This window comes from Paenibacillus sp. DCT19 (assembly GCF_003268635.1).
GTDB lineage: Bacteria > Bacillota > Bacilli > Paenibacillales > Paenibacillaceae > Paenibacillus.
On record NZ_CP029639.1, the window covers coordinates 4,193,315 to 4,217,103 of the forward strand.

Sequence of the window (23,789 nt, forward strand, 5' to 3'; positions counted from 1 at the left end):
ACCTGGTACTAAGACTTGGCTTAACCTTATTATAATCCCTTTTGCCCAAAAAAGGAAAGGACCTTTCTCATAACTCGTCTAAGTTACATGCCAATTGCTTTTCCGTCTACCGCCAGCATCGCTTCACCCATAATCTCCGACAACGTTGGATGTGGGTGGATGGTCTGTCCAACTTCCCATGGTGTAGCATCAAGCATTTGTGCCAACGAAGCCTCGGCAATAAGCTCCGTTACATGGGTTCCAATCATATGTACACCCAATATATCATTCGTCTTGGAGTCAGCAATGACCTTCACGAAGCCATCCCGGCTACCTTGTACGAGTGATTTACCGATCGCTTGGAATGGGAACTTACCTGTCTTCACTTCATATCCACGCTCTTTCGCCTCGGTCTCCGTAAATCCGATGCTTGCTGCTTCAGGACGTGTGTAGACACAGCGTGGGATCCGGTGCGATTCTACCGCGTGAACCTGCTCACCCGCAATATGATTCACAGCGAGAATGCCTTCATGACTTGCGGCATGAGCCAGTTGCAATCCACCAATACAATCACCAATCGCATAGATATGTCCTTCACCGGTCTGTAGATGCTTGTTCACCGCAATGAATCCTCGCTCTAATTTGATATCTGTGTTCTCCAGTCCAATATTCTCAACGTTTGCCTGTCTTCCTACCGATACAAGCATTTTCTCCGCTGTTAACGTCTCCTGCTTGTTATTTCCGAGCTCAACCTCGATCTGGATTCCATTCTTCTGCGCGCTATAGGTTTCAGTCAAAATCTTGCTGCCTGTGAGGAAACGAACACCACGTTTGCCAAGCAATCGTTGCATTTCCTTCGCCACATCTTCATCCTCTGCTGGAAGTACATGTTCCGCTGCTTCCACTACTGTGACTTCAACACCAAAGTCATTCAGCATCGAAGCCCATTCCAGTCCGATGACGCCTCCACCTACAATAATGAGGGAAGCAGGAAGCTCATCCATCCGCAGTGCTTCGTCACTACTCATAATGTATTGACCATCTGGCTCTAGACCAGGCAGTACACGTGGACGGGAACCTGTAGCAATAATTAGGTTTGTCGGCACCACGGTGTCCATCTCACCGTCTTCAAACTCGACAGCAACGGCTCCACTTTGCGGGGAGAAAATGGATGGTCCAATCACGCGCCCTTTGGCGTGTACAACCTGAATTTTATTTTTCTTCATTAGATACTGGACACCTTGGTGTAACTGCTCAACAATGGCATCTTTCCGTGCCTGCACTTTTGGGAATACAAGCGTTGCGCCAGTCGTTTCTATACCATAGGTTTCGCTCTCTTGAATCTCAGCGTATACTTCCGCACTTCTAAGTAACGCTTTGCTTGGAATACAGCCACGATGCAGGCAGGTTCCTCCGAGCTTGTCCTTTTCAATAATGACCACTTGCTTACCGAGCTGGGCTGCACGAATGGCCGCAACATATCCCCCGGTTCCTCCTCCAAGAATAGCAACATCACATGTAATAGGCATCTTATCTGTTCTCCTCTATCGTTATAATAATTTCAATCATGTTGTATGCGTAATAAATACAATTTTGATAAATCATCTTATGATATAGCTATAGTTCTCTATACTCCATTGTACTCTCCTTCACCTAGCAACTCAAAGTTTGGCCTTAACCTCATGGACAGCTTAACAAAACCAAGCTATGATGGAATTAGACATCACCTGTAAGCGCAACCTTTATTTAACGTCGATAAAAGGCAGAAGGGGTTTTGATGATGAATACAAGGCTTGTCTTTGCGCGATTTTTGGCCATTATGATCCTGGTAATTCCAGGTTTAATGGCGATGAAGGGTTTTCTAATGATGAAAGATGCGCTTTTCCTCTTTTACGCCGAACACGGTAATGAGCAGATCTCACCTGGATTCCAGTGGCTGTCCTTTGGCGGCGGGCTTGTCCTATTTGCAGCAGGTATGAGCTTTCTGGGAGGCTGGATTCTGTTTCGTGACCGCAAGAGAAATTATGTAGGCCCTCGTTTTCGTTCCAAAAGCACACCCGAAGCGACTAAGACGCCCGGAGGGACTTCATAAGTCCGGGCTTTTTGTCCGTGTATACATATAGTTGAATCAACTTTTCGTACGTTATAAAATGATTCAGCCACATGCATTGATAGTAAGTCTCAGGGAATCGACGTGAGATCCTGTTTCACATTAATATAGATAGGATGAAATCAACATGATATCTTTTTTACTTACACTCAAACGGCTGCTGAAAGGAATTTTCCACGCCTTTAAAGATTCGCAGTTTATCGCTCTATTCGCACTAACGTTGGCCACTCTACTATCCGGCACTATATTCTACAGTCGTGTAGAAGGCTTACACTGGATCGATGCACTCTATTTCTGCGCCGTAACTTTAACAACGGTAGGCCATCCTGAATTTGTGCCATCCACAGGGTTCAGTAAAGCGTTCACCGTGATCTACATGTTTGCAGGCATTGGCCTTACCTTCGCCATGATTGCCAAAATTACAGCAGGTATTCTGTTCCCTCGTAAAAAGAAGACAGAAGAGAACCCGGAGTAGTCTCCGGGTTATTCGTATAACGCATCCCTAAGTTTTGTCGACATGCGTGATTCCTTGGAAGAAGATTTAAGAATTGTACGACGCAAGGCCATATTGCTGGTCTGTAACTTCTCTACTTCTGACAATAAATCAGCAATCAAGACCTGCGTTGTCTCATCCAATACCGCTTGGTCCTTCAAGCGATCATATCTTGCCTGTAACTCAGTTAAACCTTCACTCAATTGTAACACCTCTCTCTTTCGTTGCTGGATGGTAACCTGCCGTCGCCAACCACTTCACATTCCATATAGTAACACAAAGCCGCAAGGATTAGTTCTGGCTCTGAACAAAGATTTTGTGGTACTCTGTAATGGTCGCTTTTTTTTGTCAGCATTTTGCAAACGTCATTCATAGAGGTCATTCAAAGAATAATATTTTTGCAGAGTGCTGTTCGTTAATTCTGTATGTGAGAGGAGTAGCAGCATCGTGCCAACAGGACGTATAACCGTTATTACTGGACCTATGTTTAGTGAAAAATCAGGGGAGCTTATTCGCCGCTGCCAAAAGTTAAGCCAATTTGGACGTAAAAAGGTGGTTGCCTACAAACCCGCCGAAGATGATCGCTTTGCCCAAGATGAAATTGTTAGCCGGATCGGCTATCGATTGACCGCACACTCCATTCCTCGTCAATTGACGAACGAGCTGGTGGAGACGATTATAGCTCAAACGAAAGATGCAGATGTTGTTGCATTTGATGAAGTTCAATTTTTCAGTAGTGCCATTATGGAGCTTGTCTCAGAACTCGCTTATTGCGGTAAACATGTCATCGTAGATGGACTTAACATGGATTACCGCGGCAAAGAGTTTGGATACATCGGCGGTCTACTTGCCATGGCTGATGATATCGAGAAGCTCTCTGCATTCTGCGCAGTATGTGGAAGCCCAGATGCTGCTTTTACGCAACGAATTGTAAATGGAGAGCCTGTAACCCTTGGCCCCGTGGTCATGATTGGGGACTCGGAAGCCTATGAGCCACGTTGCCGGAGCTGCTTCATCCCACCACACAAGGTGGAGTGTTAGATCCACTGTATTGGATATTGGTTTCTTAACAGCGAGTTCTGCTACTCCTGAAACCTAATATATTTAAAAGCCCCTTAGGGGCTTTTTTTCTACTGTTTTCATTTTCCATCACATCACATTCCACACCAAGCCTCTCAGGTCAACCCCAGCTGACGTGTAGCAAAACAAAAAAAAGCACCGCTCACTGGCGATGCTTCCACAGATGAATCTCGCTAATCGCGAGAGACAAAATATTTGTTGGTCATGTAGTAAGCGTCACCTCGGGACGTTTCCACCATTCCTTTTTTGGCATCCAGAAATACAATCTCTTTACACTTCGTGCAATACCACTTGGTACGCTTGTAAGGAGATTCTGTCACGTAAGCCGTGCCACATTTGCAATCAATCTTCATCAATAGTTCGGTTGATTTATAAGCACTGGACAAGCGCTCCAGGTTATCCTGTTGCTGAGTAGGCATAATCGTCTGTTGATAATCGGATAAATGATTCTGAACCTTAAAGTCTGCCACAAGACCGGCGTTCAATCCAAAGAACTCTTTGCCGATCTCAGTCACAAAGCGCTTCTCATTTCTGTAGCAATCCAGCCACTCAATAATTTGCTTGTTAGACAGTGGAACCGTACCCTTGATACCGCTGTTTAAGGTGTAGGTCATGATGTATAAAGTATCGTCTTGTCTACCTGAGTACATTAGAATCCTCCTTCGAATACATTTGCTAATGTACTACAAAAACGCGCATAAATCAAAGTAATGTTATTTCCTTAGCGCATCTTTTCTAATTAAATGGGGAACATTTCCTTACGATATGCAATCGTTTTACAGGAACTGCATACACCTGTAACTTTTGCCTGTATATCGGCATAGTTGAGAACAGCGTTGACCTTTTTCTTGCACAGCGAGCAGAAGTACCTCCTCTCTTTTTGGGAAATGTATTTCGATAACTTTACTACGTTTTGAGACTGTATGGATCTGCGGATCAAGCCAAACCATCACATCTCTCTCACTCTTCCTGTTTTCTACTTCATCGGAAATCGTTCTTGAGGCTGTGCAATTATGCTCTTATGTATACGTAACCAAGTTGTGCATGGCTATCTCATAAACTATTCGACGTTTTTATTATTTTTCCTGTTTTTATTATCGGTATACATACAAAAAAACCGACAAAACATGTCTCTTCTCTTAACATCAGAAGAAAAACTGCGTCGGTTATGTTACTTTATTTATAATACGTGCCCAAAACTTCAAGCGCAGATGACCGCTCAATGCGAAAAGGATAGATATAGCCCATGTTCATTCGTTTGAACTTTCTCCCCCACAGGTCAAGACCAGATGTAAACTGATATGCCTGATATATAAATTTGGAGCAGTAATTGCGTTCAATGCTACGAAGATTGGTCTGTAGACGATACAACTTGACTTGCTGGTAGTGCTCTTGTACCCATTCAGCTGCTCGGAGACCTGCCATATTCATCCGAGAACGAAAAACAATAAAACGATCACCTGCATAAAAACGAGTCAGGTACCATTCCATCGAATCCGCAAATACAGGGCCATATGGATGCACATGATAGATCTTGCCGTCGAGCCCAATAATGCCCATATGTCCAGCATAATATGTGGATTCAGAGCTCGGTGTATATACGATGTCTCCAGGCTCCAGCTTAATGTCATTCAAATCAGCGATTGGCCGATCCTGCTGCAATCGTCTTGAAGCACTACGCTCACGTCGCCGTTCCACCAATAATCGATGCAGAGCACCCGCTAACGCCAAATAAATAACGGAGCCTTTTATTTTCTTTTTCCTTAACGAGTTAAGCCACTGTACAATGTGGGTGGATGCACGTCGGATTACGTTCTTCATTAAAGTCTGCCTCCACTATAATTAAGTTAGATTTCCAAGTTGTTATGCTCTTTAAAGCTATTATAGACAGCCGAGCATAACCGAATCAATTAGACTGCATTTTTTAGAATGTACAGATAAGGGAAAATCATACAATTCCATGTGAAAAAGCAGCTTTGGGTGATCCAAAGCCGCTTCCTTATTTTGAAGATTTATTTATTCAAAGTCCACTTAATCGATCCATGAATTGATCTACTGTTCTACACCAAGAGCTTTATTTTTCTCTTTAAACCTGCTGTTATGGGAAGATACATAAGCTACTTTGTCTGCCTCCGGATCCATATACAGCTTCGCACTATTTACCGCAAGGGCTGCGTCCGTAAACGTACCTGCAATGAGATGCAGCTTGCTGCCATAGTTTACAAAATCCCCTGCTCCGAACACTCCGGGAATATTCGTATGTAACTTCTCGGATACACTCACGTGCCACTCTCCAAGATCTAAGCCCCAATCACGGATTGGTCCAAAGTCACTCTTCATACCGTGGTTTACAATAATTGCATCTACATCGAGCAATTCACTTTCACCCGTTTCGATGTGAGAGATGGTTACTTGCTCAATCACTTCACCATTCGTACTGTGCAGTGTCTCCACAGCATAAGGGGTACGCACATCTACCGAAGATTCCTTCATACGTAGAACGTTACGCTCCAAGCCACCAAACCGCTCACGACGATGCACGACCGTCACCTGTTCAGCGAGCGGCTCAAGTTCATTCGCCCAATCGACGGCGGAATCTCCCCCACCAGAGATCAATACTTTCTTCCCACGGAAAGGTTCTAATTCCTGTACGGTATAATGTAGGTTGGTCACCTCAAAACGATCAGCTCCTTCAATCTCAAGCTTCGCCATCTTGTAGATGCCATAACCAATTGCCATAATGACGGTTCTAGTCCAATGCTTCTCCCCTGTGGAGGAAGTCAAAATAATAGTTCCATCTGGCTGACGCTCAAACCCTTCAATCTGTTGTTCAAAAACGATGGTTGGTTCAAACGTTCTAGCCTGTTGTTCCAATTGCTTAATCAAGTCAGCACATAGTGTAGGCGTAACACCGCCCACATCCCAGATCATCTTCTCAGGATAAAACAACATGCGTCCGCCAAGTTGATCCCGAGCTTCAATTAATTTGGTCTTCATATCACGCATACCACTATAAAATGCAGAGTACATCCCAGCAGGGCCTCCGCCAATAATTGTTACATCATACAATTCCAATGTTTGGTCCATTACGTTACCTCCGTTATTTCGATCCATAACACGCGACCATTTGATATCGATTCTCATTATCATTCAATTCCTAGTGTAATGGGAAACTTATCAAATTACAATGGATAAATAACAAACATTTTTTGTACAATCATGATATTTATCTCATCATACTTCGTTTACTTCACTTTTGGTGCATCCAACAAGTGTTCGACCACGAAATCAAGCTGCTTGTTGATTGAATATACATCAGAGTAATAGAAGAAATCAAAATCAATTTCTATTAAACGGCCTTCTTTGACTGCTGGGATACTACTCCAGATCGGATTATCCGTCAAATTGTCCATGCCTTCATATGTGGAGCGGAACAAATAATCTCCTACATATTCAGGGAGAACTTCCATGGATACCGTGGAGCCAGCAGCATCCGAAACGACATCAATTTTCTGTTGAACAATATCAGGTGCTTTCATGCCCAGGTATTCGTAAACTGCTTGGGAGCCTCGACCAAATTGCTTGCTTTCCACGACCACCATGCCTTTGAAGCCACCCTCTACAATGGAAACTGTTTTATCCAGAATGCCTGCATCTGCAAGTGTCTTCTTACTTTCTTCAACTTTGCTGTTCAGATCGGTAAGCAATTTCTCGGCTTCTTGTTCTTTGCCGAAAATACTGGCGATGTTGACCAGCCTCTCTTCTGTAGTTAATTTCTCATAAGGAATATAGACTGTGGGTGCGATATCTTTTAATAGATTATATGTCTCCTCCGAAGGAACAATAATTAGATCTGGGTCAAGGTCAATGACTGCTTCAGGATTAGGTTCAAACCATGTTCCGAGCGAGTTGACACCTTCAAGCTCATTTTTGTAAGCTGCCCCATCATATACATCTGATGTAGCAATCGGCTTAATTCCTAGGGCTACAACATCTCCCTGAAGATACAATACAACGACTCTCTTAGGATCAGCTGGTACAACAATATCACCTTTGACCGTAGATACAGTGCGGGTTCCGCTATCTGTATTCGCCTGATTGCCCTGCTCTGATGTTGAAGCCACTGTCGTATTGTTATTGTTGGAGCTCGCTGCCGTACCCTCATTTCCTGTTGGCGTGGCTGAACCTGCTCCACATGCGGATAACAGCATGGTTAAGCTTAACAACGCAATTATAAACATGCCTGATGTTGTTTTCTTTCTTCTCATCGGTGTAGACCCTCCGTCTATATATTGATAATGATTCTCATAACCAATATATCCTCGCTTCCATCTCCAGCCAATGGACGATTCGGAGACCTGTAATGGACGATCCTCTATAATCTCTTGCTCACGTACCTTTTGCTGATAGCGAATTGGGGAGATGCCGACGTGTTTTTTGAACAATCTACTGAAGTAATAAACATCGGTATATCCCACTTCTAATGCAATTTCTTTCAGTGTCACATTCGATTTGATTAACATTCTGCGAGCCTCAGCCAGTCTGATCTGAATTAAATAGTCAATCGGACTTGAACCTGTTTTCTGTTTAAACTGCATGGATAAGTGGCGAGAGCTATAATTGAAGAGTTCAGCCAGATCATCCAGTGTTACTTGTTCCCTGTAGTGGTCATGAAGATAACGGAGCGTATGCTGCACCGGATCTGATATCATCACCGAGCTCTCTTCTGCGGACAACTGAAGCATTAACTCATGGATAAATTGATAAAACAGACTTTTCACATAGAGCCTATCCATATTATCCGCCTGAAACCATGCCCTCTCCAGATGATCCAAATGCCTCATTAAACTAAGTGGTGTGTGGGGAGTAAACGCATATTGTTGGACAAAGGGAGAAGACGATCGCTGCTCCAATCGCCACGTGTTTCGAATATTGGGGAACGCCAGAAATGCGCGATAAAAGAGAATTACATATTCGAATTCTTCTCTCACCTGAAGTTGAAGACGAGAACCTTTGGCTACATGGAGCATATAAAATGAATTCGCTTCATGCTCTTGTCCATCTATTCTAATCCATGCAGAGCCACGAGTTGCGTACATAAATCCGTTTGCCGGCAATTCATAGGCTTTCACCTCTTCTCCAGGCTTAAGTATCACCCTACGAATATCCAAAATCTTCACAGCCGCTTGATTCCAGTGCTTAATTTGTTCGTTCAAATGCATCTATGACTCTCCAATCCACCTTCGTCATTATCTCTCAATTCATTGATAACCATTATCATTTAAAATGCGTATAGATGCAATACTTAGTTAACTACACAAGATAGATCCCAACGAAGATATTCACTTCCTTCACCTAACATCCGATATATGTAATTAAGTCTAGAAAATAACGAATAAGGAGAGAAGACGATGAGTTCAATATCGCCTGCATCCAAATCCAATAACAGTTTTAATCCTAGCCACATGCAGTCCAATCGAGATAAAGAAATTCAAGCACTGATGCAACGAAAGACCAAATTAAATGAAGATTTACAGAAAATTAGAGCTAATGATGAGCTTGATATTAAAACAAAAGCGGAACGAGTTAAATCCTTAACCAGTTCTATAGCCCAGGTTGACAGTCAGATTGCTCAGATTAAGGCAGAGGAATTACAGGAGAAGAATAAATCTAGACAACCTGAAAACACCCAGCAGCAACAAAACAATAAACCAGATGAAGAGAATCAGCTCCCTTCCATGGATCACCTAATCAAGCATAGTCAAACCTATGATCAGTTAGGAAAATTAGTTGGGATGCGTGAACGGATGAATAGCTCGATTCAAACGATTGAAGGCGAGACCAACTTCGATCGGCTGGTCTTGGAGATTAATGCGGAGAATGATACAGGAAAATCAGATATGCTCGCTAATGCGGAGCGCACCGTTTTCCAGAAAAAACGTGAGGCTGTACAAGATATACAGTCCCAAATTCATAAAGTAGATCAGAAGCTCGGGGAATTAATTAAGGACATCCATCAGCCATCGAGCCAGAAAGCAACAACGATTCCTTCTACTTCTGCATCAGAAGAGCACACTATTGAAGACAAACAAACAGGGGAAACTTCTAAGTCAGCTCAAGATTCATCGCTTTCACAGGATCAAAAATCTAACACAGCTACAACACAAGATAGCGCAAACGTTCAAACCTATCCGTCTATTGATGTTCGTATCTAGGCCAATTACATAATGTATACATGTAGACACGAAAAACCGTTACCAAATGTGATTTTACTCATCGATCTGGTAACGGTTTTGTATCGTTTTTAGAAGATAGATATATCTTTAAACTAAGGATTAAGACTTGTCACCGTCTCTTCATTGTCACAAATAATGCTGCCTATCGTCGATTTACAAATTTTCTTAATCCGTGTCGCCTCATGAATGACCTCATCAATGTGAGCAAAGCTTTTGGAGCGATTCGTAACAACCGATATAGACAGAGAAACGAGAGGAATCTGACCGTGTAGTCCAGAGCGTCCTGCCCCTACAACGTGATTATTTTCCAAATATTGGCTGTTATAAAACTCCCTTTTGAGCTCTTCAAAGCCTGCAATAACTTCCTCGCAGTCTTTACGAAATTCATGGTGATTCAAAATAACAATAAAATCATCACCGCCGATATGACCTAAAAATGCCTCCGGCACAGTAAAATATTGACGCAACAAATCAGCGGTTGCTTGGATAAGCGCGTCCCCCATTTTAAAACCATAACTATCGTTATATGACTTAAAATAATCGAGATCGAGATAAAGCACGCTAAAGCGCTCCAGCAGATAGGATTGGCATAAACGATCATCAATAATTCGGTTGCCCGGAAGACCCGTCAACGGATTCATGAAGCTTGCCATCTCGGCTCTAACATCAGCAACAGCTAATAACAAGCGACGGATACTTATCGCCCCACTCAATGCTCCTTTGGATGTAACCAGCACAAGGTCATACAGTTCTTCCTCTGAGCGATTCATAGCCTGAATACTAACGTCCGTGATCTGTTCCATATAATCAACCACGAGCGGGCCATTGTTCATCACAAGCTCTACAGGACGCCCCATATATAAGTTATACCCATACTGCGTGCCAATCTGTTGAAAAAAACGCGCCCGCATCAATAATGACGGCATACCTTCTGCTCCTACAATTGCTACACCTTCCAGATTCGGATTAGATCTAAAAAGACGATATACAGCTTCACATTTCGTGTCAGACGTAATAACAGGAATATTTTCTGCGATATCACCGATGTGTGTAAATATACCGCTCACCTTCTTCTCATCGCTCTTTATGTAGAATCGGAAACTTCTATTAAATAGTATAATTCGGTATGCCTATAATGTTATAAAAATATGTAGTCATATCGTACCACCTTCACCTATAAAAAGAATCAATTTAACGTAAAGTTTGAAATTAAATCTGAGGTCAATTTTGGGTCAATGCCTATCTTGTCTAAAAACTCAGGAAAAAGTATCTTATGCTCCTCTTTACTGGCAGAATAGAACACTCCCACGCCAATACTGCTGGAAAACATATACTTTTATACACCTTTTAAGAGAATTGTTAACAGTGGATTGTAACAAAAAACCGCTATGTACTGGATTGTTATACCCGGTTACAAAAAAATAAAACCCAGTAACTGAAATCGTCTACTGGGTTTAGATAAGTTCATTTATGTGGATATTTGTCACGAATGACACTTATGCATAATAAGTTCTCAGATGTGTTGTTCCGGATCCTTTCAAGACACCTTATGCTCAATTCTCAGCTTGTCAGCAACCATTGCGATGAACTCGGAGTTCGTCGGTTTCGACTTGCTGATGTTGATGGTGTAGCCAAACAGGTGGCTGATGCTGTCGATATTACCGCGAGTCCATGCCACTTCAATGGCGTGGCGAATGGCACGTTCGACGCGGGACGGCGTGGTTTTGAATTTTTCGGCAATAGCTGGATACAACGTTTTGGTGATTGCACCCAAAATTTCGATGTTGTTGTACACCATTGTGATGGCTTCACGCAAATACTGATATCCTTTAATATGCGCAGGAACGCCGATTTCATGTATGATCGAAGTAATGCTCGCATCCAAATTTTTGTGTTTGCCCATAGGCACCACGTTAGACTTACTCATGAACATGGATGAGCTGCTGTTGCTATTATTCGATGACATCGTTGTTTGTGAACCAACAAGCTGACGCACACGATTCGCGAGAACTTCCATGTCAAATGGTTTCAGAATGTAATATGAAGCTCCGAGTTGCACGGCACGCTGTGTGATATTCTCTTGCCCGAATGCAGTTAACATGATGACCTTAGGCTGTGGAGACAGATTCAAATTACGCAGACGCTCAAGCACACCCAGACCATCCAGGTGAGGCATGATAATGTCCAGAATCAATACATCCGGCACATTACGAGTCTGTTCCAGCAATTGCAGAACTTCTTCTCCGTTGTAAGCAATCCCGGTTACTTCCATATCTTCCTGTTCGGATATATATTCGGCAAGCAAATTCGTAAATTCACGATTATCATCGGCCAGCAATACCTCAATTTTTTGCAAAACGGTATCCTCCTTTAATTTAAACATCATTTCGTACAATTCCTTACAGGTTAAATTTTCGACATGAGAGAGGAAATTCCTTCTGTCGAAAATTATTTTTCTTTATTTTTTTTTCTCGTTGCTATATAATAAATAATTTATTTCATTATCCGAGCATTTATGTATTCATTCGACAAAAAATCTTAAGGCGGATTAACCTGCCTTAAGATTTTTAGATGTTTCCTTTTTGAGCATGACTCCTGCATCTTGCAACATCCATTCAATAAAGCACCCATAACCCGATTTAGGATCATTAACGAATACATGCGTTACAGCGCCGATTAGCTTGCCATTTTGCACAATTGGACTCCCACTCATCCCTTGAACAATACCACCGGTTTTCTCAATTAACTTTGGATCGGTGATTCGCAAGACGAGCCCTTTCGTAGCTGGTTCCGACTGATCCGCCACATGCACAATATCAATGGAGTACCGTTCAACCTGTTGACCCTCAACGACAGTCAGAATTTCAGCAGGCCCTTCTTTCACCTCACGAGAAAAGGCTACTGGAATTCCCTTCGAATATAAGCTGTGATCAGGATTGTTAGACATTTTACCGAAAATACCAAATGCCGTATTACGCTCAATATTGCCCAAAATTTTACTTTCCTTCAGGAAATGTGCTCGCTTCTCACCTGGATCGCCAGATTCGCTTTTGGAAATAGACGTCACATTGGACTGTACAATCTGACCACTACCTACAACGATGGATGTTTGAGTATTCATATCGGTGATCACATGTCCCAGTGCCCCGTACACGCCTTGGTCAGGTGCATAAAAGGTCAGTGTGCCAACTCCAGCAGCAGAGTCACGAATGTATAATCCCAATCTCCACGTCTGATCCTCTGCATCATAGGCAGGTGTTAAACGGGTTTTGACTGTTTCCTCGCCCCGCTTAAGAACCACATCAATCCCTTTTTTACTTTTACCTGCTCGCTCGACTGCCTCAGCTACACCGCCTACACCATCTAGACGTTTACCATCCATATGGGTAATGAGATCACCAAGCTTAATTCCTGCATCTTCTCCAGGCGATACACGTTGATCTTGTCCAGCACGAATTAAGTGATGACCGACCACCAGAATGCCTGCAGATTTTACTTTGACGCCAATGGTTTGACCCCCGGGTACAACACGCAAATCTGGAATAACATTTACGTTAACCGTCTTTACCGGTATTTTGCCCCACAATTTCAAGGTTAATTTCGCTTGACCTGTTTGCTGTGGGTGAAGGTGAAGCGGCTCCTGCTTAGTTACGTTTACGGCTTGTTCTTGTCCATCTAGACCAACGATATCCGGTCGATCCACAACTGCACTTGAAGTAGCAGGCACAGCAAGACGAACCTCTGCTTGCCTACCTGCAAATACCTGAACTTCGTCAGGCAAAGAGGCATAACTTTGCACAGGCTGAATCGCCTGGCTAATTAAACAGAGAAAGAAGGCAAATAAAAGACCTAGCAATTTCTTCCTGAGGGGGAATTCAATGGCTGTCACACTCCCTTTGCTTCTTTCGCTTGACGAAAGGTGGTCGCCAATTGCGTACCTATAAGATAACCTCGCCCCCAGGCTTTTATTACTGTCAATCATTACGCCAGCCGCTCGTTTCCCCCTTTTTTGGCTTCCGCCAAATTCAGCATTTCCTGTGCGTGATGCAGCGTCTTTTCTGTAATTTCCACGCCGCCCAGCATACGTGCCAATTCCTTCACTCTTCCCTCGTTTGACAGCGATTCCACTTGCGTCATGGTACGTCCATCCACAACGTGCTTCTCAATCAGATACTGATGATCGGCCATACAAGCCACTTGTGGCAAGTGTGTAATGGAGAACACCTGACAGGTAGAGGACAGTCTGAATAACTTCTCAGCGATGGATTGAGCGGCTCTACCGCTCACACCTGTGTCCACCTCGTCAAAGATCAGTACAGGAATGCGATCATGACGTGCAAAAATACTCTTCATCGCCAGCATCATTCTCGACAATTCACCGCCTGAAGCGATTTTGCCAAGAGGACGAAGTGGCTCCCCAGGGTTCGGAGAGATTAAGAATTCAGCATTATCCGCGCCTTGACGGGTCAACCGGATACGTCGCCCATTCCACTCGATACCTTTGGGATCTTCAAAAGGAGTAATTTGCACACGTAGCGTTGTACGCTCCATCTGCAGATCCTTCAATTCACTTTCCACCTGTGCAGCGAGGTCTTCCGCACATTGTTTCCGCACCCGGCTTAATTCCTCAGCCGATTCCATGACCAGAACAAGCAGCTTATCGCGCTGGTTACGGAGCTTCTCTAAGCGTTCATCTTTATTTTCAAGTTGATCGGTCTCGTGGCTAATCTGTTCGTAATAATTCAAAATAAGTTCAACACTGTCTCCATATTTACGTCGAAGCCCAGAGATTAAATTCAATCGCTGCTCGACTTCTTCCAGCCTACCTGGATTAAACTCAATTTTCTCGCGATAATCCCGTAGTTGGAACGTTGCATCCTCCAATTGATAAAAGGCTGATTGCAGCTGCTCCACAATTGGCTGTAGGCCTTTGCTGTCATAACCAGAAATATCTTCAATTCGTGAAAGAGCGATACTTACGGCTTCTAAGCCACGTTGCCCACTTAGCAGATCATATGCACCTGCAACACTGTCCATCATTTTCTCACTATGGGATAGTTTGACCCGTTCTTCTCCGAGTAATTCATCTTCTCCGCTTATAAGACTGGCTGCTGCAATCTCTTCAAGTTGAAAACGATACATGTCCAGCAACTGATATGCTCGCTGACTGGACTCCTGAAGAGCACGCAGCTCCTTCTCCGCAGCAATAAACTGGCTGTAACGCGCCTGGTATTCGGATTTAACAGGTCCAATGACCGTCGCTCCATACGTATCCAGCAGCCCCAGATGGCTCTCTGGACGAAGCAAACTCTGATGTTCATGCTGACCATGAATATTGATTAACTTCTCGCCAACCTCACGAAGCATCGTTAAATTCACCAATTGGCCGTTAATTCGAGAGGTGCTTTTACCTTGGGTATTCAATTCCCGCCGAATGACCAAATGCTCTTCAGGTTCACAGTGAATGCCTAGCTTCTCCAGCGTATCCCATACCGGATGTCCTTGCTCCATTTCAAATAGAGCCTCCATCTCTGCCTTCTCACAGCCATAACGGATAAGATCAGCAGAACTACGCCCACCTGCAATTAAACCAAGGGCATCAATGATAATTGATTTACCTGCACCGGTTTCCCCTGAAAGTACATGGAAGCCAGCATGGAATACTACGTCCACTTCTTCAACAACAGCCAAATTGCGAATCGATAATGTCACTAACATCTGCTAAACACCTCCGGATGACAAAACTCAGCACTTCGATTTATATCGTCTCTAGGAAATATAACCCATAATGCGTTCAATCACTGTAACGCTGTTATCTTCAGTACGGCAGATAATCAGGATCGTATCGTCTCCGCAGATCGTGCCCATCACTTCCGTCCACTCGATATTGTCCAGCAACGCCGCAATGGAGTTCGCCGTTCCTGGCAAACACTTCATAACAACCAGATTGTTCGTATGATCAATGTGTAGAAAATTGTCCACTAATGCGCGTTTCAGCTTTTGGATCGGATTGTACCTTTGATCTGTTGGAAGAGAATATTTATAGCGCCCATCATCCATAGGGATTTTAATTAATAACAATTCTTTAATGTCCCTGGATACCGTGGCTTGAGTCACTTGAAAACCAGATTGTCGCAATGCTTCAACGAGATCATCCTGGGTCTCAATTTCATTCTGACTTATAATTTCACGTATCTTAATGTGTCGTTGTCCTTTCATAAAAGCCTCCAGTTCTAATAATTGCCTTGATCTTAATCCAGATCTTCACCATCGTAAGCATCTTCCTCATAATCCATCAGTCGGATTAGCTTCACGTTTGAATCCTCAAGATCCACATATAACAAGCCCTCACAGCTGGGATATAACAATAAATAAGGAAGAAAACGATCTCGAAGGCCTGATCCTGTGAATTCCACAGGTTGTCTGCGCCTCGATGTCTTCACAAGATATCGATATCCATCCTGTTGCGCGACATAATCAATGAATAATCTACTGTGAAACACCGATTCATTCGCTTCAAAAGCAAGAGGTACCTTCATCTTACCACCGATGACTTCATACCCCTGTGCTTCGAGCAGGTCAATTGCAGGCGAATCCTGAATATCTACATTCAATTGCATGCCAGTCAAGCTTACAGGCTGCGGCCGATTAATCCAGTTGCGCAACCCGTAAAATAACCACACGATCAAACAGATAGCAAACACACCAATCATAATTGTGTCATATTGCCCATCCATTGTCTTCACCTCGAAGACTTATTCGCGGTTGATTGGTCATTCTCCTGTTATTAGGATCACCTTTCCAGCGAAAAGAAACCCATCTTATGATGAGTTTCCCTTAAATGTATGCGCAGCTTGTGTTGCAACCTGTTGTGCCAGTGCATCTAGGTCAGCCACATTGTTCTCTGGTTGTGTTGCGTCTGGTTCTTCCAGTCGCCAATGTGCAAGGAATTCAATGTTGCCTTCTCCACCAGTAATCGGTGAGAAGGTCAGATCCTTCAGCTTCAATCCGAGTTCATTCGCATAACGAAGCATCGTTTCCAGCACTTCCTTATGCACCCCAGTATCCCGAACAACACCTGACTTGCCTACTTTCTCACGTCCAGCCTCGAACTGTGGTTTAATCAGAGCTACGATATCCGCAGGCTGATGAAGTAGAGCGATTAGTGGCGGTAAAATAATGCGGAGTGAGATGAAAGAGACATCAATACTCGCAAAGTTCGGTACTGGCCCCGTCAGATCTTCCGGTGTAACGTAACGGAAATTGGTTCGTTCCATGACCGTAACCCGCTCATCGTTGCGCAAAGACCAATCCAACTGATTGTATCCGACATCAATAGCGTAAACATGGGAAGCGCCATGCTGCAATGCACAGTCCGTAAAACCACCGGTAGACGAACCAATATCCAGCATAACCCGTTCGTTCATATCGAGATTGAAATGACGGATTGCCTTTTCCAGCTTTAAGCCGCCTCGACCCACATAGGGGTGAACAGAACCTTTAACCTTCAATTCTGCTTCCCGTGGAATCTTCATCCCAGCCTTTTCAATTCGTTCATTATTGGCATACACTAGTCCAGCCATAATGGCCGCTTTTGCTTTTTCACGGCTCTCATAATAACCTTGCTCGACCAGCAGAACATCAATTCGTTCTTTCGGGAGTGACATGTCTTTCTCCTATCATCAAGTTAATGCTAACCATTCAGGCGATGCACCCGCTGGGATCACATCAAAAGTTTGTTACCAATTCATCTTAGGATCACACTTCTGCAACCCAGTTGTTATGATGGAAATTTGGTTCGCGTCATGTTATACGATGACTGTGCTACCATCGAACGCAGTTCAGAGCTTACATTTTCCACAGTAAGGCCAACTTCTGCCCGTTGCTCGTTAATGCTACCATGCTCGATAAATCGATCAGGAATACCCATTAAATGAACTTGAACATCGTGTAATCCTTGTTCTGCATAGAACTCCAGCACAGCACTACCCATGCTTCCCGCCTGAGAGACCTCTTCGAGCACAATAATTTTAGTGCCTCGTACAGCCAGTTCACGCAGCATTTGCTCATCTAGTGGTTTGATGAATCGAGCATTAATTACGCCAGCCGCAATGCCTTCTCTCTTCACTGACTCAGCAGCTTCCTCCGCAATCTGCAGCATGGAGCCTGATGCAATTATTGCGTACCCTTCCGCTGGTCTGATCTGCTCCCATGTACCAATTGGAATCGGCACAAGTTGCTCGTCAAGCGGCACACCAACGACATTATTCCGTGGATAACGATAAGCGATAGGTCCATCATTATACTCAATCGCCGTCTTCATCATATGGCGCAGTTCATTTTCATCTTTTGGCATCATCAATACGATGTTCGGAATATGACGCATGAATGCCACATCATACACACCTTGATGCGTTTCACCATCTGGCCCTACGAATCCAGCACGGTCGATAGCAAAGATGACATTAGCGTTATGACGGCAAATATCATGCACAATCTGGTCGTATGCACGCTGCATGAAGGTGGAGTATACCGCAAAGATCGGTTTTAATCCTTCCATAGCAAGTGCTGCGGACATCGTTGCCGCATGTTGCTCTGCAATACCAACATCAATCATCCGATCCGGGAATTCCTTACTGAATGGAATAAGACCCGAGCCCGTAGGCATCGCTGGTGTCACCGCTACAATACGCTTATCTTCCTTGGCCAGTTCAACTAACGTTTGACCAAATATTTCGGTATACATCGGTTTTCCAACAGCCTTTAGAACTTGACCAGATTCGATCTTGTACGGTGAGATTCCATGCCACTTATGCGAATCGGCTTCTGCTGGCTGATAACCTTTACCTTTGGTTGTAAGGACGTGAACTAACACAGGACCTTCAACGTTATCTGCCTGTTTGAACGCTTCGATCAGTTTAGGAATATCATGACCGTCAATCGGACCCAAATACTTGAATCCCAGCTCTTCAAAAAGAACGCCTGGAACCATCATGTATTTCACGCTGTCTTTGATCCAACTCGCTGATTTAGCCAATTTGTCACCAATGGCAGGAATCCTTTTCAGCATTCCCTCCACATCGTCTTTGGCTTTCAGATAGTGACGATCCGAACGGATTTTACTTAAATATTTATGCATCGCTCCGACGTTTGGAGCAATGGACATTTCATTATCATTGAGGATGACCATCATTTTCTTCTGCTCATGGCCAATATGATTGAGTGCTTCAAAGGCCATACCGCCCGTAAGCGCTCCATCACCGATAATCGGTATAACTTTATTGTCTTCACCTTTAAGATCACGAGCAAGTGCCATACCCATCGCTGCAGACAACGAAGTGCTGCTATGACCGGCTTCCCATACATCGTGTTCACTCTCATTACGTTTAACGAATCCGCACAAACCATTGTGTTGACGTAAAGTATCGAATCGATCCATACGACCTGTAAGGACTTTGTGTACATATGCCTGATGCCCAACATCAAAGATCATTTTATCTACCGGACTGTTATAACAGTAATGCAGGGCAACCGTGAGCTCAACCACTCCTAAGTTGGGTGCAAGATGCCCCCCTGTAGCGGACAATTTCTCAATGAGAAACTGCCGGATCTCCGCCGACAATAAAACAAGGTCATCTTGAGACATCGACTTCAGATCGCTGGGTTGTTTAATTTGTGGAAGCAGCACGAGAATCTCCCCGCTTTCCTAGAATGTTTGAATTTTGTGTAATATGTTCATGCATAATTCATGAATTGACATTAAATCATTATAACATAAATGAAAAGGAATCATAATGTACGGTACTTTACTCCCCCTACCACGTATTATCGCCAGCAGGGACACCCTATTAGATCATTATGTATCCTTGGTTAACAAGACTCCGCTCCTATAAAAAGAACATCAATATCATTACACGGTTCTAAAACAATTGAAACAGAACTTTCAGAATTTAACTGAATTGAATCACAAGTTAATGGTCTCTACGCATTAAGTAATCTGCAATTTCCATCAGTCTGGAGGAATCAGTAAGGTCTGCTCTGTCGAGTGCATCTTTAGCCGATTGAGTCAGCTCTCTAACCTGCTCTTGCGATTGTTCCAAACCAATAAAGAAAGGATAAGTGACCTTTTGTTGGTTCACGTCACTTTGCGTTTTTTTGCCCATCTTCTGTTCATCCCCAGTGAGGTCAAGAATGTCGTCCTGAATCTGAAAAGCAAGCCCCAAATCTCTACCGAAAACTCGTAGTGCCTCCAGTTGTCCTTGTGTTGCTCCGCCAATCCGTGCACCTGCAATAAGGGAGAACACCATTAGATCCCCTGTTTTGTGCAGATGGATGTATTGTAGCTGTTCAAGGTTCGTCAACCCTTGCTCGCCTTCCATATCAGCTACCTGTCCGCCAACCATACCTCGAGCACCGGCCAATTCAGACAGATCTTCAACGATGGAGAGCAGTGACTCCGCAGGAACCCCGCTCTTACGCCCTGCTTGAACGATACTGTAGAAAGCATGTGTTAGCAATGCATCACCTGCGAGAATTGCTGTTGCTTCCCCAAATACCTTATGATTCGTTAATTTTCCCCTGCGATAGTCATCATTATCCATAGCAGGTAGGTCATCGTGGATCAAGGAGTACGTATGAACCATCTCTACGGCGCAGGCTACCGGAAGCGCAGCTTGACGCTCCGCACCGAAAGCTTCCGCCGCAGCGACGACCAGCAGCGGTCGAAGACGTTTGCCTCCGGCCATTAATGAATACTGCATCGCATCACGCAGAGACTGTGGTACGTCCCATTCAGCAGGAAGGATTTCCTTCAATTCGTTGGTGATCTGCTCTGTGATCTCCTGAAGATACAATTCAAATACAGGACGATTATTCATTCACTTCACCACTCTCATCCGCAAACGGCTTCTTACGAAGTTCCCCATCTTCTTCTACGATCATCTCGATCTTACGTTCCACTTGCTCCAGCTTCAATCCACAAAGTTGCGAAAGCTTCATGCCTCGCTGAAACAAGTCAATAGCTTGCTCTAGAGGAACATCCCCGTGCTCCAGCTGACTTACGATGTCTTCCAACGCTGCCATCGCTTCTTCAAAATTCAGTTCCGGTTCATTCGCCATGGTCATCGTCCTCCTTCATCCCCCAAACCTGACAGTCCAGCTGCCCGTCTGTTAATTTAATCTTGATTGAATCACCGGGTTGTACATCTTTCAATGATTTAATTAAACGCTGCTCCTGATCGTCGTACACGAGACTATACCCGCGAGACATGACCTTTAGCGGACTGAGCGCATCCAAATGCCGAATTGAAGCTTTCCACTGTTGCTGCTTGGATCTGGTTATCGCCTTCATCGTAAGCTCCAATTGACGTCTGGCAGCTGCGTGCTCACGCTGAGCAACTGCAACCTGTTCACGAGGATTAAAACGCTGGAGCGCAGCGAGCAACCGTTCCTGCTTTTCTCCCGTCCATTTGAGCCTTGTATCCACCGTTCGAAGCATACGTTGATGAAGCATGTCCAAACGTTCCGTGTGCTGCATCAACGACCGCCTAGGATTCACAAGGACTGGAGAACGCTGCAACCTTGCAAGACGCTCACGATTATGCACAGCTCGTTGACGCAAGCTTTGCTGGAGTTGACGTTGTCTCCGCTCTATCTGGTCAAGCAGGTCAGCACGGTTAGGTACAGCAAGCTCAGCAGCAGCCGTAGGTGTTGCAGCACGTAAATCAGCTGCAAAGTCTGCAATCGTAAAGTCGGTTTCGTGTCCCACAGCAGAGATAACAGGGATTGTTGATGCAACGATAGCTCTAGCTACGATCTCTTCATTAAACGCCCATAATTCTTCAAGCGAACCGCCCCCACGACCAACAATGAGGACATCCGCTTCCCCTAGACGATTTAAGTTACCAATGGCTTTTACAATGGAGGGTGCCGCTGTCTTTCCTTGTACCAACACAGGATACAAAACCACCTTGGCCGAAGGATACCGCCGTTGCAACGTCGTTAAAATATCACGAACTGCTGCTCCAGTTGGGGAGGTCACGACACCTATGGTGTGTGGATAACGAGGAATCGCTCTTTTGCGTGATGGAGAGAATAGTCCTTCTTCCTCGAGCTTTTTCTTCAACTGCTCATAGGCTAAGTACAAACTTCCGATACCATCAGGCTGCATATGGGTGGCATAGAATTGATACTGTCCATCCCGCTCATATACGGATACGTTCCCTCTTGCGATTACCCTCGCACCCTCTTTGGGCACAAAAGGTAATCTCTGATTATGTGAAGCAAACATTATTGCTTTGATGCGACTGTCCTTATCCTTCAGAGTAAAATACATATGACCGCTGGAGTGATGTGTGAAATTAGAAATCTCTCCGCGTAACCAAACGTCCGACAGGATCTGATCGGACTCCAATTTCATCCGGATATACCGATTCAGATCTTTAATGGAATAGATCTGTTGCTCTGCCACAGACTATCCTATGCCAATTCGTGCGCACGCTTGGCTGCGATTAATGTATTCTGCATCAACATTGTAATCGTCATAGGACCTACGCCGCCTGGAACTGGAGTAATGGGACCAGATACCGTTTTTACACTTTCAAAATCAACATCACCAGCTAGTTTGCCGTTCTCTAGACGGTTCATGCCAACATCAATAACGACTGCACCCGGCTTCACATAATCTGCATCTACAAAATTAGCTCGTCCGATAGCTACCACCAGAATATCAGCCTGGCGTGTAATTTCTTTCATGTTCGCAGTACGTGAATGGCACATGGTCACTGTTGCATTCTCACGTTGAAGAAGCAGGGACACTGGTTTACCAACGATATTACTACGTCCAATAACAACCGCATGCTTACCTGACATTTCCAGACCTGTGCGTTTAATCAGTTCGATTACACCAGCAGGTGTACATGGAAGCAAGCTATCATCACCAATTACAAGGTTTCCCACGTTAACAGGATGGAAGCCATCCACGTCCTTTTCAACGGAAATTGCATCAATGACCGCTTTCTCTTCAATATGCTTCGGCAGTGGCAGTTGAACCAAAATTCCGTTAATGCTGTCCTGATTGTTCAGCTTGTCCACCAATGCTAGCAGATCCTCTTGAGAGGTGCTTTCATCTAGTCGATGTACTTCGGAATAGAAGCCAAGGTCATGACATGCCTTTTCTTTATTACGCACATAAACTTGGGATGCCGGATCTTCCCCGACGAGCACAACTGCCAGACCAGGCACTACCCCCTGTTCGCTAAGCTGCTTTACTTCTGCTGTTATGCCTGCGCGGATCTCTTGGGACACTTCTTTACCATTAATAATAGTTGCTGTCATTGTACTCTCTCCCTTATGCGAATATATCGTGTGTAATACTGATGCTTGAATCAAGACAATTTTTCTTTGAGGGTATTCACTTCTTGAATCATGCGGCCTAGCACACCATTAACAAACTTACCGGATTCATCCGTACCAAAGTGCTTCGACAGCTCAATCGCTTCATTGACTGCAACTTTGGCTGGAACATCTTCACGGAAGACCATCTCAAAAGCCGCAAGACGCAAAATCTGGCGATCAACACGGGACAGACGACTAATCTGCCAACCTTTAAGGTAATCCACAAGCAATCCATCGATAGCTTCTTTTTGGTTCCATGTTCCTTGCACAATGTCCGTTACATAGGTACGCATCGTATCAGCATCACGAATAACTACATCTGTTTCGTTCTCTTCAGCCGCTTCGTTAATCAACATGTTGACCGCCACAGCCGCACTCACTTCGTTCATTTCCATTTGATATAGACTTTGTACTGCAATTTCCCTTGCTAAACGTCTTTTCATGTCCTGCCTCCTGCAACGCTTACTGTTAAGCGTCATCCTGCTTATTTTATAAT

General features: G+C 44.2%; 23 protein-coding genes. 4 read left to right on the forward strand and 19 right to left on the reverse strand.

Annotated features, from left to right (window positions below; genetic code table 11):
• Positions 1 to 83: 83 nt before the first annotated feature.
• Positions 84 to 1,508: a dihydrolipoyl dehydrogenase gene (gene lpdA, locus DMB88_RS19020; protein WP_128102610.1), complete on the reverse strand. Its 1,425-nt coding sequence runs from the start codon at positions 1,506 to 1,508 to the stop codon at positions 84 to 86.
• Positions 1,509 to 1,756: 248 nt separating this feature from the next.
• On the opposite strand from lpdA, the gene DMB88_RS19025 reads away from it, so the two are divergent.
• Positions 1,757 to 2,071, forward strand: coding sequence for a DUF2627 domain-containing protein (locus DMB88_RS19025; protein ID WP_251381333.1), 315 nt, complete (start codon positions 1,757 to 1,759; stop codon positions 2,069 to 2,071).
• A gap of 145 nt (positions 2,072 to 2,216) precedes the next feature.
• Positions 2,217 to 2,564 (forward strand): potassium channel family protein, encoded by a 348-nt coding sequence (locus tag DMB88_RS19030; protein WP_128102611.1) that lies wholly within the window; start codon positions 2,217 to 2,219, stop codon positions 2,562 to 2,564.
• A gap of 8 nt (positions 2,565 to 2,572) precedes the next feature.
• Here DMB88_RS19030 and DMB88_RS19035 read toward each other — a convergent pair whose 3' ends face one another.
• Positions 2,573 to 2,785, reverse strand: coding sequence for a hypothetical protein (locus tag DMB88_RS19035; RefSeq protein ID WP_128102612.1), 213 nt, complete (start codon positions 2,783 to 2,785; stop codon positions 2,573 to 2,575).
• 244 nt (positions 2,786 to 3,029) lie between these two features.
• Between DMB88_RS19035 and DMB88_RS19040 the strand changes: the two genes are divergently transcribed.
• Positions 3,030 to 3,623 carry a thymidine kinase gene (locus DMB88_RS19040; RefSeq protein ID WP_128102613.1) on the forward strand — a complete coding sequence of 198 codons (594 nt, stop codon included), beginning with the start codon at positions 3,030 to 3,032 and terminating at the stop codon, positions 3,621 to 3,623.
• A gap of 212 nt (positions 3,624 to 3,835) precedes the next feature.
• Here DMB88_RS19040 and DMB88_RS19045 read toward each other — a convergent pair whose 3' ends face one another.
• The 4 genes from DMB88_RS19045 to DMB88_RS19060 all read right to left on the reverse strand — a co-directional run bounded on the left by DMB88_RS19045 (position 3,836) and on the right by DMB88_RS19060 (position 8,884).
• Positions 3,836 to 4,312 (reverse strand): hypothetical protein, encoded by a 477-nt coding sequence (locus DMB88_RS19045; protein ID WP_017687614.1) that lies wholly within the window; start codon positions 4,310 to 4,312, stop codon positions 3,836 to 3,838.
• A gap of 526 nt (positions 4,313 to 4,838) precedes the next feature.
• The gene (locus DMB88_RS19050; RefSeq protein ID WP_254438255.1) at positions 4,839 to 5,483 is read right to left on the reverse strand and encodes a hypothetical protein; all 645 of its coding nucleotides are present in this window, start codon (positions 5,481 to 5,483) and stop codon (positions 4,839 to 4,841) included.
• Positions 5,484 to 5,714: 231 nt separating this feature from the next.
• On the reverse strand, positions 5,715 to 6,749 hold the full coding sequence (locus DMB88_RS19055) for an NAD(P)/FAD-dependent oxidoreductase (protein WP_128102614.1): 1,035 nt from the start codon (positions 6,747 to 6,749) through the stop codon (positions 5,715 to 5,717).
• 158 nt (positions 6,750 to 6,907) lie between these two features.
• A complete protein-coding gene (locus tag DMB88_RS19060) occupies positions 6,908 to 8,884 on the reverse strand; it encodes an AraC family transcriptional regulator (RefSeq protein ID WP_128102615.1) in 1,977 nt (658 codons plus the stop codon).
• Between the two features lie 189 nt (positions 8,885 to 9,073).
• Between DMB88_RS19060 and DMB88_RS19065 the strand changes: the two genes are divergently transcribed.
• Positions 9,074 to 9,877 carry a hypothetical protein gene (locus DMB88_RS19065; RefSeq protein ID WP_128102616.1) on the forward strand — a complete coding sequence of 268 codons (804 nt, stop codon included), beginning with the start codon at positions 9,074 to 9,076 and terminating at the stop codon, positions 9,875 to 9,877.
• Between the two features lie 113 nt (positions 9,878 to 9,990).
• Here the strand turns inward: DMB88_RS19065 and DMB88_RS19070 are convergent, their stop codons facing one another.
• The 13 genes from DMB88_RS19070 to nusB form a co-directional block, all read right to left on the reverse strand.
• On the reverse strand, positions 9,991 to 10,965 hold the full coding sequence (locus tag DMB88_RS19070) for a GGDEF domain-containing protein (RefSeq protein WP_254438256.1): 975 nt from the start codon (positions 10,963 to 10,965) through the stop codon (positions 9,991 to 9,993).
• A gap of 470 nt (positions 10,966 to 11,435) precedes the next feature.
• On the reverse strand, positions 11,436 to 12,254 hold the full coding sequence (spo0A, locus tag DMB88_RS19075) for a sporulation transcription factor Spo0A (RefSeq protein WP_128102617.1): 819 nt from the start codon (positions 12,252 to 12,254) through the stop codon (positions 11,436 to 11,438).
• A 192-nt stretch (positions 12,255 to 12,446) separates the two neighbouring features.
• Positions 12,447 to 13,778, reverse strand: a complete 1,332-nt coding sequence (gene spoIVB / locus DMB88_RS19080) for a SpoIVB peptidase (protein ID WP_128104508.1) — start codon at positions 13,776 to 13,778, stop codon at positions 12,447 to 12,449.
• 101 nt (positions 13,779 to 13,879) lie between these two features.
• Positions 13,880 to 15,616 (reverse strand): DNA repair protein RecN, encoded by a 1,737-nt coding sequence (gene recN, locus DMB88_RS19085; RefSeq protein ID WP_128102618.1) that lies wholly within the window; start codon positions 15,614 to 15,616, stop codon positions 13,880 to 13,882.
• A gap of 51 nt (positions 15,617 to 15,667) precedes the next feature.
• Positions 15,668 to 16,117: a transcriptional regulator AhrC/ArgR gene (argR, locus tag DMB88_RS19090; RefSeq protein WP_062324373.1), complete on the reverse strand. Its 450-nt coding sequence runs from the start codon at positions 16,115 to 16,117 to the stop codon at positions 15,668 to 15,670.
• A gap of 32 nt (positions 16,118 to 16,149) precedes the next feature.
• The gene (locus tag DMB88_RS19095; RefSeq protein ID WP_128102619.1) at positions 16,150 to 16,635 is read right to left on the reverse strand and encodes a hypothetical protein; all 486 of its coding nucleotides are present in this window, start codon (positions 16,633 to 16,635) and stop codon (positions 16,150 to 16,152) included.
• An 84-nt stretch (positions 16,636 to 16,719) separates the two neighbouring features.
• Positions 16,720 to 17,565 (reverse strand): TlyA family RNA methyltransferase, encoded by an 846-nt coding sequence (locus DMB88_RS19100; RefSeq protein ID WP_128102620.1) that lies wholly within the window; start codon positions 17,563 to 17,565, stop codon positions 16,720 to 16,722.
• 113 nt (positions 17,566 to 17,678) lie between these two features.
• Positions 17,679 to 19,586, reverse strand: coding sequence for a 1-deoxy-D-xylulose-5-phosphate synthase (gene dxs, locus DMB88_RS19105; protein WP_128102621.1), 1,908 nt, complete (start codon positions 19,584 to 19,586; stop codon positions 17,679 to 17,681).
• A 283-nt stretch (positions 19,587 to 19,869) separates the two neighbouring features.
• Complete coding sequence (locus tag DMB88_RS19110; RefSeq protein ID WP_128102622.1) at positions 19,870 to 20,775, reverse strand: polyprenyl synthetase family protein; 906 nt, start codon at positions 20,773 to 20,775, stop codon at positions 19,870 to 19,872.
• Positions 20,768 to 21,016 carry an exodeoxyribonuclease VII small subunit gene (gene xseB, locus DMB88_RS19115; protein ID WP_128102623.1) on the reverse strand — a complete coding sequence of 83 codons (249 nt, stop codon included), beginning with the start codon at positions 21,014 to 21,016 and terminating at the stop codon, positions 20,768 to 20,770. Before xseB ends, DMB88_RS19110 begins: the two co-directional genes overlap by 8 nt.
• Positions 21,006 to 22,367 carry an exodeoxyribonuclease VII large subunit gene (gene xseA / locus DMB88_RS19120; RefSeq protein WP_128102624.1) on the reverse strand — a complete coding sequence of 454 codons (1,362 nt, stop codon included), beginning with the start codon at positions 22,365 to 22,367 and terminating at the stop codon, positions 21,006 to 21,008. The genes xseB and xseA overlap by 11 nt, the downstream gene beginning before the upstream one ends.
• A gap of 8 nt (positions 22,368 to 22,375) precedes the next feature.
• Complete coding sequence (folD, locus tag DMB88_RS19125) at positions 22,376 to 23,233, reverse strand: bifunctional methylenetetrahydrofolate dehydrogenase/methenyltetrahydrofolate cyclohydrolase FolD (RefSeq protein ID WP_128102625.1); 858 nt, start codon at positions 23,231 to 23,233, stop codon at positions 22,376 to 22,378.
• A 50-nt stretch (positions 23,234 to 23,283) separates the two neighbouring features.
• Positions 23,284 to 23,736: a transcription antitermination factor NusB gene (nusB, locus tag DMB88_RS19130; protein WP_128102626.1), complete on the reverse strand. Its 453-nt coding sequence runs from the start codon at positions 23,734 to 23,736 to the stop codon at positions 23,284 to 23,286.
• Positions 23,737 to 23,789 lie beyond the last annotated feature (53 nt).